We start from the raw sequence: 14087 nt of genomic DNA, 5'->3' as shown, positions 1-14087 counted from the left end.
TTTCGCTTCAGTGCTTTAATGAAGCCCTTTCTGATTGTTACAAGGGTCGGCATCGTACAAAAACTTGCTTTGAAGAAAAGTTTAGACATTTGGGAACTGGAACCAACCAAACGATCTCCTTAACTGATCTATATCACTTTTATTTCCATTCAGGTGTTGTTATCTATTCCTTCGATTTGATAAAGTTTTTAGCATTCTGCTGAATTTCACCTTACGTTCCTGTATTCACGACTCGACACATGTCGAGTGTACGGCGGATGCCGGGCCAAGGGCTAACGCCCGTAGCGTGAATGTTATGTTATGGATCAGTCGTCTTAGAATCTGCCTTCACCCCTAAGACTTTATTCTAATTCTATCTAAATACTTCTACTCTTTGAGTCCTGAAATCATTAAAAGCATCAGTATGTTGCTGATTAAATAAATCAGGCATTTCATCAGGATTAAAGAATTGAAGTTCTATACTTTCTTCATTACTACTAATCAGTTGTCCGTTAGAAATGCATCCCTGATAAAAAAAAGAAATCGTTTGTGCCTTTTGTAAACAAGTCCACTTAATCCTATTTTCCATCTGATTTGAATTTGATAGGTTTTAGCGATTTACAATTAACAATAAACCTTTATTTTCTTTTGTGATTATTATTTCTCTATTTTTTACGGATATCTCTCACTTCATTAATTAACACATCTAATCTTTCAATAATTCTTTTATCATTTTCAAGTTTCTTTTTTAATCTCCCATCTATAATTGCTACTCCCATAACAATAATTATAAGCAGGATCAAAATTAGCACCTTGATCACTTCCCCTCTAGCAACAGAACGTTGCAATTGAATTAACTCTATAATTAGATAATATATACTTTTTCTTTTTACAGTTTTAATCATTTTTCAATCTTACAGATAACGTTCCTGTATTCACGAACCCTCACTGGCTTAAGGGCTACAGCCGGGTCTGACGGACTTAGCCAGTGCAGGGTTGTCCGGCTGCTCCCAATTCCCCTGCCTGACCCAGGGCCGAATGGCCCGAGGCGTGAATATATTGTTATTTGCAGTGCCCTCTTCTGTGACCAAGCTATGGGCTATCTGTTATTTAGCTTTTCCAATAATTCTAACTCCTCTTCCTCTGAAAGTTGTTCTTCCGCTCTTGTTCTCGTCTCATCTATCTTTCGTACTTTTAATCCTCTTTTTATGAGCCATTCTTCACCAGGTTTCATGGTAGTTGCTGGATGTGGATATACATCCTCACTTATAATTTCCTCATCAATTATGTAAATGTATCCACATAACTTACCATTATGAAATCTTGCGCCATTCTCATCAAAAGAAACAATAGATGGTTTCTGCGAAAAGATTCTTGCTAACTCTCGATCTTGAGTTATTGTGCTTCCGACTAGTAATTCATTTAGAAATAATGGCGAGCCATGGAACCAAGGCTTACTGTAGTCCCAATCTCTCATAATTATCACCTTCAATTAAGTTTTATTATGTTTCTTCTTTTATTGTTCTTTAGTTTCTTCTTAATTTTAGGGTATTGCGTATAACGTTGCGCATTTCTGACGTCCAAACGGCTTAAGGATCGGAGGTCCGGGTGGCTCTGCCACTTAGCCGGCTGGATGTGTCGCCTGATTCCAATTTCCTGTCATTCCTCTTTGGGCAGACCGAGGAGCGTCAGCGACGAAGCAAAAATGCATTGTTATACGCTGCCCCTTCTTCTTCGATTCCACATCATTATATGTCTTGTGTGTTTTATGTATTTATTATGTCTTTACGTGTTTTATCTTTTGGTTCTATCAAATCCGTTTCCGCATAGGAAAGATCCCCTCATTTACTCTCGTACGCCTTCAGCAGTATCAACTTTGGTTTGTGTAGTAACTTCATTCAATGAACGCTACCCTTATAAGAGGCTCGTGTTCCTCGGACCGGAGATTTGCCGATGGCTTCATTCAGATTCCTGCTCAAGTTGGACACCCCTGCCTTAAGCTATGGCTTACTTCTAACCTCACCACTCGGGACTTAATCCTTGATATAGAATACATGCTGAACGCACAATCACAATTTAAGAGGATTGTTGTCCTCCCTTTAATTCGCAATAGACAAATATGTATTAATGACATGCACAATACCAAAAAGTACTGTTGGTATAATAGCCAGATAATTTTGAAGCCAAATCTCAGCTATTATAAAATATACTACCGGGAGAACGGCCATCCCCAAAAAAATAATCGAGTTTGCGTTGCCTGTAAAATACAATATCCATAGCCCATAATAAAAAATCAACATTATTGCCATACCAATTATATACGGACACCGCATTTCAGATGCTTGTTTTCTTACAACAAATATCAGAAGAAAGAAAAATATCGCCTGACTTCCGTGCTCCAAAACATCTAAAATCAAATGGCTATTTGCATTGTTTCCTGATATATCTGACGCAGGGATTAAAAAATAAAATATATTTGGTATCATTGGCAATAAAAAGATTATCAGACCCTTCCATGAAAAACCAAAATGATAATTCATTTGATCCTCTCTTTCGCATAATAGAAATATTCTTTAGTTTGCACTTTATTATGAATCCGCTTCTCTGGTATTCCTCTTGATGACCAAGGAGCATAACTAACGATGTGGAAATTTATTGTTATATGGTACACCTTCTAATATTCCGTTCATCCTGGTTTTCAACTGCTACGTTGTAAATGTATTCTTTCACCTATATTTATTATTTGTTATTAATTGGTTGCATGGTTTAACATTCTTAAGGGGTTGCGTATAACGTTCCTGTATCTACGAACTCGAGAGGCTTAAGGGAGCACCAGCGACCGGGTCCGACGGACTTAGCCTCTCAGGGTTGTTCGCTGATTCAACTTCTCCGCTTTCCACTTCTCGCGAACCAAGGGCCGAACGGCCCGCAGCGTAGATATTATGTTATAGGTTGTCAGCCCTCTTTGAGCTATTTAAATTCTTTAATTCCATTCTCAAAAGCTTCTTGATCATTATGATCTATCCCATGTAAAGCTTCCTGTAAAGCAAAGGTGCTTCTATAAAAGTGAACTCGTTCTGAAATTTGTTTTCCACCCGGATACAGATTAGTGCATATTTCACAAAACTCTTCTCCGTAACTGGAGAGAATTCCTGCGAAATCATATGCTGGATCCCCAAGTCCTGAGCCTCCGAAGTCAATAACTCCTGCAATTCTGTTTTCTTTTCGATTCCATATGATATTGCCTGCTCCAAAGTCTCCATGAATATAGGTTTTCTCTAAATTCTGACTATGAGTATTATTTAAAAATGTATTAAAGTTATCTACTACTTTTTCTTGCGCATCTACACGCATAAATGGAAAGAGTTTCTCTCTTATTCTAATAAACAGATTTTCTATAATTCTATGTACACTTTCATGTTGTTTTTGAATAACAACTGCTTTCGGTATTTCCATAGAATGGAGTTCAATAAGAAAAGCAACAAGTTGTGAGGCAATTGTAACCATTAGGTCTTGGCTTTTGATGGTTAATAATTCTTCCTTCCAAAAAGGAGCACCTTCAATCAGCTCATAGCCCATGAAAACCTTACCTACCTCCATCTCATCAATAGATTTATAGGCTGGATAGGGAATCTGCAATGTTACAGTCTTACTAATAGTTTCTAACATCTCGGTTTCTCGCTTTAATTTCTCTAATCCTTCCTTATACTTAGGAAACCTAAAAACGAGAGATTCATTAAGAATAAATACGTTATTATTCTGTCCGATCTCATTTTGTTTAACATCTTGAATATGTAAATTTGGGTAAACTTCTTGAATGCGTCGAACGAAGGTAGAGATCATATACAAGCTCCTTCAATAATAAATATTTTGTTTACTTGAATTGTTGCTTATTTCCTATAACGTTCCTGTATTCATGAACCCCGAAGGGGTTGTCTGCTGAAATGCCTCTTCGAAATCCACCTCGCAGACCAAGGCTCCATAAGGAGCCACAGCGTAAATATTATGTTATATGTAGTAGGCCGCTTCTTCGAATACTCCTTCAAATACTTCTTCTTAATTCCTGATTAAATAGTTTTGGCTTATTTGTTTCTATAGCTTTTAATAGTTCTTCTCCAAAAATACAAATTGATTTCTCCCATGGGTGACCTAAATACCCCCATGAAAAATCCTTCTTAATAAAAAGGTAGTAGTCCCCATTGGGATATAAAGGGATAGGCCATTCATTCAGCTCATTCCTGGGGCTATCAAGCCGTGGGTTAAACAAATATGATTCATGTTGCCAATCGAGTACATACAAATATTCATCTTCATCAGAGCACTTAATCATAGCCTTTGTTATACATGTCTCTAAATCACTATATAACTTCTCGAAATTTGGTCCATATAGATGAGCAATATTATAAACAATAAAGGGACTAGGCGGAGTAAAACTTGGCCATTCTTCCTTATAAATACTGGGTTTGAAATTAAAGTTTTTACATACTCTCTCCCATAATTGATAGTTAAGAGAAGAATCGATCTTCATCCAGTCTTTCATAGAATCACCCTCATATATTATTGTTTTCCGGCCTATTTCCTATAACGTTCCTGTATTCACGACCCAGCATATGCTGGGTGTCCGGCGAATGCCGGACCAAGAGCGAATGCTCGCAGCGTGAATATTATGTTATAAGATGTTGGCTCCTTCTTAAATTACTCACACGTACTATAAATTAAATTCATCTTTAATTAATCTTGCGACTTCATCTGCACTTAAATTTGTATTATTGATTCTCAAATAGTTCTCTCTAGTAATTTCTCCCTCTTTAGAATTGAGTCGATGTTCTTCCATCGTTTTGATTAAGTCCATTTTAGAATGTTCAATATTTCTTTTTGTTGGTTTTTGATCGAGTCTAAACGCCGTTGTATTTCGTTTTAATCGTTCTTCTATATCTGACTCTAATTCAACAAAATAAATTCCTGCCCCTTTCGATTCAAACAAGTTACATGTTTGCTTGACGAATTCCCAGTCCTTCTGAAGATCAAACCCCCAAAGGTAAGTAAAAATAAGTCCATACTGGTTGCTGCTTGCAAACGATTCAAAAAGCTCTCTTCTTACAATACTTGATAACCTCCAAGTTTCACTACCAAAACCAAAAAAGGGATGAAATAGCTCGATCGACATATGATTGTGAAACAATTTCAATTCCGTTATTTTCGTTAATTCATGACCAACCGTCATCTTTCCAACGGCCTGTGGGCCAAATATCAATATGAACTTCATAGGTATCACCCCGGTTCTTAATATCTTGCGCCAATTTCTTATAACATCATATCTACGAACTTCGTAAACACCTCTCTTTTCAAACAATATCCGAACTACATATAATATAACCCAAATTAATCCATATGCGAAGTCACAAACATACTCAAAAAAGCAGCTCCAGTGTGAACTACTCCATTCATTAGACATAACTAACCTGTTGGATGCAGTTTAACATTTGGGCTGCTCTTTCTTCACTTAACAAAAGAAGAATTACGGATAACCTTTAGTGATCAACCTTTGCTCCCCTTCACCTAAAACATTACTTCGTTCCACCACTCCAAACCACACGCTCGCTCATCGCTTTATGCTGTGCAATCAGGCAGAGTTCTGCCGCTTTGAATGCATGTTCCTGTGTCATGGCTGTCTCGGTGCGATCCAGACAATCGCGAATCAGCTGACCGAAGAACGGGTACCCGACCTTGCCTTTTACATTGTAGCGGTACTCCCCTTCATGATTGACCAGGTACACCTGATCCCCCTGAGGTTCCCTTGCGATGTCGATATACTTCCGCAGTTCGATATAACCGTCCGTTCCAAGAATAACCGTACGCCCATCGCCCCATGTGCCCAGACCATCCGGTGTGAACCAGTCCACTCGGAAGTAACCGGAAGCTCCGTTATCACCAATCAGAGAAGCTTCGCCGAAGTCTTCCAGTTCCGGGAACTGTGGGTGATTGAAGTTATGCACACGACTGAACCCTACCTCAGCGTCCGTACATGATGCAAACGTCAGAAATTGTTCGATCTGGTGACTCCCGATATCACAGAGAATACCGCCATACTGCTCGTGCTTGAAGAACCAGTCGGGTCTTCCTCCAGCATTCAGGCGATGCGGGCCTGTACCCATAACTTGCACTACTTTGCCGATTGCCCCCTGTTCAATGAGCTGCCCCGCATAGATCGCACTTTCTACATGCAGTCGTTCACTGTAATACACCATATACTTTTTGCCCGTTCGCTTCACTTCTTCTCGTGCAAGCTTTAATTGCTCCAGCGTGGTGAACGGGGCTTTGTCTGTAAAATAATCCTTGCCTGCGGCCAGAACTCTCATGCCAAGCGGCGCACGATCTGAAGTGATCGCTGCACTTGCCACCAATAACACCTCATCATCTGCAAGCACTTCGGCTTCAGATCCAGCAACTTGAGCCTGTGGGAACTGCTTCTGAAATGCCGCTACCTTCGCCGGGTCCGGATCATACACCCACTTGAGGGTAGCACCAGCCTCCAACAATGCCCCAACCATGCCGTAGATGTGTCCATGATCCAGCGCGACAGCAGCAATCGTGAACTCACCCGGACCACATACGACCTCTTTTGTAACACTTTTTGGTGCATAGAACATCCCGTCTTTAGCCATGTCATCCCATCCTTTTTATAAAATGTTGATTACAATGAACTCGTCTATATAAGCTGAACTAGAGATTATTCACACAGACACTACGATGACAGAATAACCTTCCAATCGCTGTTATCCCCAGATTTTTTGATTCCCTTTTCCAAAGGGGAAAATCCGGGGATAAAGGCGAACGCTTCGCTTTTCCAGGTTTTTTCTGTCCTCTCCGTTACGTGTAAATGATTAGTTCAACTTATATAACAAATCGTCTTCATTTAAACGTCTGACTCAAATCAGCAGGTTGACTGCCACTGAATGCCTTGTCTTTCTTCGTCGTTGATCCAGCAATGCGTTCCTGCAGATGCTCGTAGAACAGATCCTCATCGATCGGCAGATCCACCCAGTTATCCGTCCAGGTGGACAGTAACATAGCGTTCGATAATGTTAATCCGTGTATACCATCCTCACCGGGAGCAATAAGTGGTGCGCCTATACGAATGGCATCTACCCAATTGCGAATCAGACCCGGATGCCCCGTTTCCACACCTGTAATCGGAATCTCACATTTCCAACATTCTGGTAGTCCAAAACCTCCGGTAAACCGCTGATTGAATTCAGGCTCAGATTCCCGAAGTCGCCAGAACGTAAGTTTTCCGTCTTCGATCACGATTTTACCTCGGTCTCCGTTGACCTCAAATCGGTTCGTACCTGGTGCTTCACCAGTAGTCGTTACGAAAACACCAGTTGCTCCATTTTCATACTCCACATAAGCGGTTACATCATCTTCCACTTCAATGTTCCGATACTTGCCAAATGAACAGAAAGCACGCATTCGTACCGGCATCATGCCAATTGTCCACTGCCACAGATCCAGTTGATGCGGGTCCTGGTTAATCAGTACACCGCCACCTTCTCCTGCCCAAGTTGCCCGCCAGCCGCCGGAATCATAGTAACTTTGGGATCGGTACCAGTTCGTAATAATCCAATTGGTACGGCGTACCTCGCCCAGTTCCCCCGACGCAATTAAGTCTCTTAGTTTAATGTAGAGTGGGTTGGTCCGCTGGTTATACATCATGGAAAAGACTTTGCCACTGGCTGCGGCCGCTTCATTCATCTTGCGTACCTGTTTCGTATATACACCGGCCGGCTTCTCGATCATGACATGCAAGCCATGCTGGAAAGCCTGAATGGCCTGTTCCGGATGATCATAATGCGGCGTTGCAATAATGACTGCATCAATCGTACCCGAAGCCATCATCTGCTCTGCATCCTGCCAATAGGTGACCGTTGCCGGAAGGTGACTGGATACCCAGCTCTCCATCTCTCTTCTTACATCACATACGGCGACCAGCTCTGCACCGGGTACTTCTCCAGCCACCAACGTTCTGGCATGTGCTGCTCCCATGTTTCCAATACCAATAACCGCTACTCGTACGATACTCATGACTGCTCCTCCTCGTCCACACGACGCTCAATTTCGGCGAAAACGTCTGCAAAATGCTGTAACATCGCCTTGGATTCCAAGGCACCACTAAAGTCCTCTATTCCATAAAATCCGTCATACCCGACGGCACGAAGATCCCGCACCATCTGTACCCAATCGACCATGCCTTCAGTCAGCGGCGTCCAGTGACATTTCCAAGCTGTATTCAGAGTCACTCCGCTGCTCTTCTCAGCCACCTTAGCCTTTTGCGAATCTTTCCCTTCTGGTTCAAACCACCCGGCATTTTTTACATGTACATGAGCCAGATAAGGCCCCAGTAACTCAAGTCCCATCCGATGATTCTCATATCCTTCATGCACCATATTGCCTGGATCGTACAATACACCAACATGCTGCGGGTCGAGCGATTGCACAAGCCGATAGGCCAGCGATGCGGTCGGTGCAATCGTCTGATGATGTGTCTCTACAATCGCCTTGATGTTGTACTGTTTGGCCAAATCCTGTACTTCACTCAGGTAATCCACGGCTTTACGATACAACTCAGGATAACTGGTCTTGCGATCATATACAGGAACACCCACACGCATCATAGATGCTCCTAAACCAGCCGCAGCCTGAAACGCCTGTTCGGTGGCAGACAGATCTCCACAGTCCAGATACGGTACAAGTGCGATGGATTTTCTACCTTGCCCTACCGCTGCTTCACGAAAAACAGGAACCTGTTCTTCCCAGCGGCTCGGATCTACGGAGCATCGATTATTTCTCCAGTAAGAAGGCTCTTCAGACATAGCATCTTCAGGAATTCCACGGAATCTCCATTCAATTCCATCAATCCCCGCCGCTGCCGCAGCCGATGCCAATTCTTCTGCATTCAGATCAGGGGTAGCCACGGTGAATACAGACAGTTTCATCATGATCCATCTCCTTATGTAAACGTATTCATTTCATGTCGTAAAGGCATTGTATCACTCCACTGAACGTCACCATAGGGGAAAACGCCAACAGATGAATGACAGATAACGTACAGAGCACATTCCCCATTCAGAGATAACTTCCAAGAGAATGATGTGATCAAAAATCAAAAAAGACATCCCTGGAACAGATTTCAATTCTGTTCAAAGATGCCTTGTACAATAATCATATATATAAGATGAAATTTAAGGAAAAGGTTCCCTATCAGTTATCAAGTCGCCACTTGAGTAGCTGTCTCTGGTTCTGGCTCTTGTACTAGTCCAACTTGCAACCAGCGCCTATCTCTCTAATCCCGATCAAAGAACACGTGTTCAGCCTGTATTTTCCCCTGATCTATTGTCATGATGCCAAATGAGTATTGCTTCTGAAAACGTTTATCCGTAGGCGACCCCGGATTAAATACCAGCGTGTTATCGACGGTATGCATCACCGGGATGTGTGAGTGTCCGTAGATCACAGCATCCACATGCTGGCCTGCAAAGGTATGAATTGCATTCTGCTCCGTACCCTTTGATCCCAGATGACCGTGCACAAGCCCCAGACGAAGTCCTTCCACTTCAACAATACGGGAATACCCCAGTTTTTCCGCGATTTCGGACGGGTCTGTATTACCCGCTACGCCTTCAACAGGTGCATACTCGCTAAGCAATGGGTATACGCTCCAATCCGACCAGTCACCGGCATGAAGAATGAGATCGGCACTCGGCAGTACATCAAGGAGCCTAACCGGTAATTTCTGTGATTTACGTGAACAATGCGTGTCAGAGATGACTACAATTTTCATATAACAACCCACCTTTCCTTTAAGAGGTCGTTCAAAAAGTCCGCTTTTGATTACGAAGGATGCCTAACGGCATCGCAGCATCGAATATGGAATTCAGCCGAATTAAGCATATGCTTACGAAGGTTGTTTCCTTAGGAAACATTGTAGTTGCTCATGTAGTTTCCTAAGCTCCGCTACTCCATTTCTAGCTTCATCCCATCTTCTCGGTACTGAAAACCACCCTTTTTGAACATGCACTTTAAGTCTTTATTGCAATCTATTCTGTCTGTGATGGAACAGCTTGCATCTGTGAACTGGAACGTTCCATATCTTCGAGTGTAATGGATGCAAAGAACTGCTCCACCTTCGCCTCGGCAACCTGATACAGATTGGTCAGCAAGCTGTCAATGTGCAAGCCCACTTCACAATCCGGGTTACAATTACCGTGAATTGGGAACAACGGACCTTCGTCCTTGGCAGCCTGATAGATCATGGCCAACGTAATTTCACTTGCCGGCTTAGCCAGATAGAAACCTCTTGTTCCAGGAGAGGAGTTCACCAATCCCGCCTTTTTCAGCCCGCCCAGAATACGTCTGACGACGACAGGGTTGGTATTCACGCTACCTGCAATATGTGCAGACGTGATTCGTTCAGGCGCGCTGAGAGACAATAACAACAAACAATGCACACTGACCGAAAAATGAGTACTCATGATTAACCACCTTTATTTAATATAATCCAGGACATGCTGCCGTTATTCAGAGAACAGATCCTTTTCGGGACGTGCTCTGATCTTGATCTGTCGCACACTGTACTCCAGTTGTTTCACAATATCATCCAGCTGTTTGCGATCAATCTTGGTCGGATCTTCCACCGGTTTTGCAGACGACTTGAGATCACGGATCGTTAACTGCTGTTCTTGCCATTTGTCCATCAGATCTGCAATATTGGCATAGAAACGTTCGTAATCTTTGATGACCAGATCAAGATAAGCATCTACCTCATCCGGATCATAACCACGAAGTTTATAATTAAATTGTTTTTCATGTATCGATAACGCATCTAGCTGCACTCCCAATTGTTTAAACAATTGTCTCTGTTTATCCAATCTTCGTTTCATATGTTCATCCATATTGACAACCTCCATTATAAGCCAAGCCGTGGTTCTATTTCCTGTAAATATCATACGGCATTTTCTCTCTCTATTTTTATAACACATAATCCGTCAGATATAAAACGATACAGCCCTATTCCTCACGAAATGATTGCTTTTCACCCAATTCGGGTAAAGACTCACTACACCCCACAACGGGAAAGGAGCATGCCCTTATGAGTACATTAACTAAAGATCAACATCAAATACTGAAAAACGCCCTTTTGGAGCAACGTGAAAACTTGCAGCGTCATTTTGAATCCAGCATGGAAGACGGTGCTCCAGTCGAGTCGCTGAAAGATTCAACTGGTGAACTGTCCTCCTATGATAATCATCCGGCAGATGCGGGTACAGAAACATTCGAACGTAGCCGTGATCTGGCGATTGACGATACATTAACAGACGAATTCAATCAAGTGAACGACGCATTGGAACGTATGGAGCAAGGTACATATGGAACCTGTGTAACGTGCGGAGAAGATATTCCCTTCGAACGACTTGAGGCTATCCCTTATACCGCTTACTGTATTGACGACACGCCTAATCGGGAGATCAGCAACGATCGGCCCGTTGAAGAAGAAGTAATGACCATGCCTCCGAGTGGTGCTGGAGAAGGAAGACAGCAGCGGGCCGGCAAGTTCGACAACGCAGATGCCTGGGAAGCGGTCGAAGAATATGGTACATCTAATTCCCCCGCAACCGCAGCCAAACGTGATGTGAAGGGCTACGATGAGAACATGTAACTTCGTTATGAAATGAAACGGTAAGCGACAAAATTGAATTTGATTCCATAGGCTGCTCCACCATTAGCCTTCCTTATCACGCATTAAAAAGCCGCCATTGGGCGGCTTTTTCTAGTTTTCTCCGAAGCAGTCTCTCACGTTTGCTGTTACTTGCTTCCAGCAATAACGCTGAACCCATGGATTCCATCCGTTTATTCTTTCGATTCACTACCAGATGATGCAGATTCCTGCCGCTTAGACACAGATCGAGACGTTTTCGGCGTTGATTTGCCCTTACCGGACGTAGCTTTCTTTTTCTCTTTTGCATCTGTCTTGGAAGCAGGTATTTTCACTATAGGTTTGGAGAGCGCTGAGAATAACTGAAAGACCTCATGTTCCCCCTGTCGATTCTCTTTTGTTGTATAAGGCTCACAGATTTTTATGATGTTTTTATACAACTGCTCTACTTCCTCACGGGTTGCATACAGCGTGATGTCCGAGAGAAACATCCGATCTTCGTTTTCCGCCTGATGCATGAATCGCTGACGACTTTGTTCAAACATCTCATTTAATAATTTAAGCGTCTCGGATCGAAACACCTGTTTCAATGGAGAGTTTTCCTTGTCTTCATCTTCGTGACGGAGATGGATCTCTCCGGTGAATGGTTCGTAGTATTTTGCGATAATCCCATTAATCTCACGCGTGGAAACGATCGTCAGCAGACCGATTTTCTCCAGCTTTTTTACATGATAGTGAACTTTGGCTGGCACCTCACCCATCTGGTCGGCGATCTCTTTGACCGTGGATGGTCTGCCCTGCTTGTTAAACATATTCATAATCTGTATCCGATACGGATCGGAGTAAATTTTAATTTCTTCAATTGTTGAAAGAACCTTGTGCTCCATCCCTGTATCCTCATTTCCGGGGTACCTGTTGTCCATCGATGTCTCTATTATACCGCTGCGTCAGGACTTCGGTCAAAACGAGCCGGAAATGACTTGATACAGAAAATCGGCTAATGATCACTTCTGAATATCTTCACAGAGCACTTCGAAAACTTTTGCTAAATAACAGCATACCTGCTGACATGGCCAGCATAACACCAAAAACGATAAACAGAACCGGCATGGTCAGCCATTCTGCAAGTGCTCCCGAAACCAGACTCCCAAGTGGTGCAACACTCAAGACAAGCATAGTCTGAAGGGCATACACTCTGCCCAGCATCTCCGAAGGGGTAACTTCCATAAGATAGGTACCAAGCGGAGTTGTAGCCAGCGGAATCCCCATACCCATCAGTAGACAAAAGGCCGCCGCAACCGGCAGTTGGAAGGAAGTCATATAAGCGGGTAGTGCCGTCATCGCATAACTGAGACCCAACATGACAATACCGCTGATGACCAGCACACTTTTACGATATTTCGCTCCCCTTTGTGTCAACCATACACCGCTAAGTAACATGCCTCCCACCATCAGCCCACTGAGCAGACTCAATCCCCCAGCGCCAGCATGCAGCGTTTCAATGACATAGGGTGTACGGAGAACATTAAACGGCATCAGGCAGAAATTAATGAAGGCAAACAGGATAGAGACAATTAACAATAAGGAATGTTTACGAAGAAAATGAAAAGCTTCTGCCATTTCGGAGAATATACTACTTTTTTCGGATGGAAGAGAATCTATTTCAATCGATGTCCTACTATCATTGTTAGCAGATGTTGAGGTTTCAGGATAGCCGACTCGGCTCATAATTAAAGCACTTAGCGCAAACAACCCCGCATCAATCAAGATCGTCCAGGCAATGCCTATTGTAGCAATAAGGGCACCAGCCACTGCAAGTCCTGCGAGTTCGGCCACTCTGGTTGCGGAAGAGGACATGGCATTACCCGAAAGCAGCATCGATTGGGGAAGTAATCGGGGGACACTGGACACTTCCGCAGGAGTAGTGAAACATTCCAGCAAAGAATTCAGAATTGTAATGACAAACAGATGCCAGACTTCAAGTTGACCCAATCCAAACAGCAGAGCTGTAATCCCCACAAACAACCCGCGGCCAGTATTCGTAATCACAATCACTTTTTTGGGAGACATGCGATCAACCAAAGCCCCGGCGAACAGACCCAGAAGAATATTGGGCAAAAAATTCACCGCCAGCAACGTGCCCATCAGCACTTTCGAACCGGTCAGAATGTACACCATCCAACTGTAAGCAATCGAATCAATCGAATCACCAAATCTGGATACAACTTTACTAAGCATAAATTGCATGTACGGTCTGATTCGTATTAGCTCACCCATACCCTGCTTGCCAACTGCTGTGTTATCGTTCATGACTGTCCACTCCCTAACGTTAAAATATTTTTCATGTTAATTTTATTTTAACGTAAGTTATGCAGAAATCAATACCTTCGTGAAA

General features: G+C 42.9%; 16 protein-coding genes. 1 reads left to right on the top strand and 15 read right to left on the bottom strand.

From position 1 onward, the window contains the following. Positions 1-352: 352 nt before the first annotated feature. The 13 genes from MKY87_RS27720 to MKY87_RS27660 form a co-directional block, all read right to left on the bottom strand. Positions 353-568, bottom strand: coding sequence for a hypothetical protein (locus tag MKY87_RS27720; protein ID WP_340966986.1), 216 nt, complete (start codon positions 566-568; stop codon positions 353-355). Positions 569-644: 76 nt separating this feature from the next. Beyond that, the gene (locus MKY87_RS27715; RefSeq protein ID WP_192132250.1) at positions 645-884 is read right to left on the bottom strand and encodes a hypothetical protein; all 240 of its coding nucleotides are present in this window, start codon (positions 882-884) and stop codon (positions 645-647) included. Between the two features lie 194 nt (positions 885-1078). Continuing rightward, on the bottom strand, positions 1079-1456 hold the full coding sequence (locus tag MKY87_RS27710) for a hypothetical protein (protein ID WP_340966983.1): 378 nt from the start codon (positions 1454-1456) through the stop codon (positions 1079-1081). A gap of 622 nt (positions 1457-2078) precedes the next feature. Continuing rightward, complete coding sequence (locus tag MKY87_RS27705) at positions 2079-2519, bottom strand: hypothetical protein (RefSeq protein WP_340966981.1); 441 nt, start codon at positions 2517-2519, stop codon at positions 2079-2081. A 430-nt stretch (positions 2520-2949) separates the two neighbouring features. Next, entirely contained in the window at positions 2950-3822 is an 873-nt protein-coding gene (locus MKY87_RS27700) for a phosphotransferase family protein (protein ID WP_340966979.1), read from the bottom strand. 199 nt (positions 3823-4021) lie between these two features. After that, entirely contained in the window at positions 4022-4519 is a 498-nt protein-coding gene (locus MKY87_RS27695) for a DUF2716 domain-containing protein (RefSeq protein WP_340966977.1), read from the bottom strand. A gap of 168 nt (positions 4520-4687) precedes the next feature. Continuing rightward, positions 4688-5245: a shikimate kinase gene (locus MKY87_RS27690; protein ID WP_340966976.1), complete on the bottom strand. Its 558-nt coding sequence runs from the start codon at positions 5243-5245 to the stop codon at positions 4688-4690. 301 nt (positions 5246-5546) lie between these two features. Then, complete coding sequence (locus MKY87_RS27685; protein WP_340966974.1) at positions 5547-6644, bottom strand: Gfo/Idh/MocA family protein; 1098 nt, start codon at positions 6642-6644, stop codon at positions 5547-5549. 247 nt (positions 6645-6891) lie between these two features. Beyond that, positions 6892-8064: a Gfo/Idh/MocA family protein gene (locus MKY87_RS27680; RefSeq protein WP_340966973.1), complete on the bottom strand. Its 1173-nt coding sequence runs from the start codon at positions 8062-8064 to the stop codon at positions 6892-6894. After that, positions 8061-8975: a sugar phosphate isomerase/epimerase family protein gene (locus MKY87_RS27675; protein ID WP_340967563.1), complete on the bottom strand. Its 915-nt coding sequence runs from the start codon at positions 8973-8975 to the stop codon at positions 8061-8063. Before MKY87_RS27675 ends, MKY87_RS27680 begins: the two co-directional genes overlap by 4 nt. A gap of 347 nt (positions 8976-9322) precedes the next feature. Next, a complete protein-coding gene (locus MKY87_RS27670) occupies positions 9323-9820 on the bottom strand; it encodes a metallophosphoesterase family protein (RefSeq protein ID WP_315936264.1) in 498 nt (165 codons plus the stop codon). 256 nt (positions 9821-10076) lie between these two features. Continuing rightward, on the bottom strand, positions 10077-10511 hold the full coding sequence (locus MKY87_RS27665; RefSeq protein WP_340966972.1) for an Rrf2 family transcriptional regulator: 435 nt from the start codon (positions 10509-10511) through the stop codon (positions 10077-10079). A gap of 42 nt (positions 10512-10553) precedes the next feature. Continuing rightward, positions 10554-10931, bottom strand: a complete 378-nt coding sequence (locus MKY87_RS27660) for a DivIVA domain-containing protein (RefSeq protein ID WP_340966971.1) — start codon at positions 10929-10931, stop codon at positions 10554-10556. Positions 10932-11128: 197 nt separating this feature from the next. On the opposite strand from MKY87_RS27660, the gene MKY87_RS27655 reads away from it, so the two are divergent. After that, the gene (locus MKY87_RS27655; RefSeq protein WP_036609176.1) at positions 11129-11695 is read left to right on the top strand and encodes a TraR/DksA C4-type zinc finger protein; all 567 of its coding nucleotides are present in this window, start codon (positions 11129-11131) and stop codon (positions 11693-11695) included. A 191-nt stretch (positions 11696-11886) separates the two neighbouring features. On the opposite strand, the gene MKY87_RS27650 is transcribed toward MKY87_RS27655, so the two are convergent. Then, positions 11887-12579, bottom strand: a complete 693-nt coding sequence (locus MKY87_RS27650) for an ArsR/SmtB family transcription factor (protein ID WP_340966969.1) — start codon at positions 12577-12579, stop codon at positions 11887-11889. Between the two features lie 133 nt (positions 12580-12712). Continuing rightward, entirely contained in the window at positions 12713-14002 is a 1290-nt protein-coding gene (locus MKY87_RS27645; protein ID WP_340966967.1) for an MFS transporter, read from the bottom strand. Between the last annotated feature and the right edge of the window lie 85 nt (positions 14003-14087).

The sequence above is a fragment of the Paenibacillus sp. FSL R7-0198 genome (genome assembly GCF_038000415.1).
Lineage (GTDB): Bacteria > Bacillota > Bacilli > Paenibacillales > Paenibacillaceae > Paenibacillus.
Note: the sequence above shows the minus strand (reverse complement) of the source record. Positions and strands in the feature narration are given on the sequence as shown.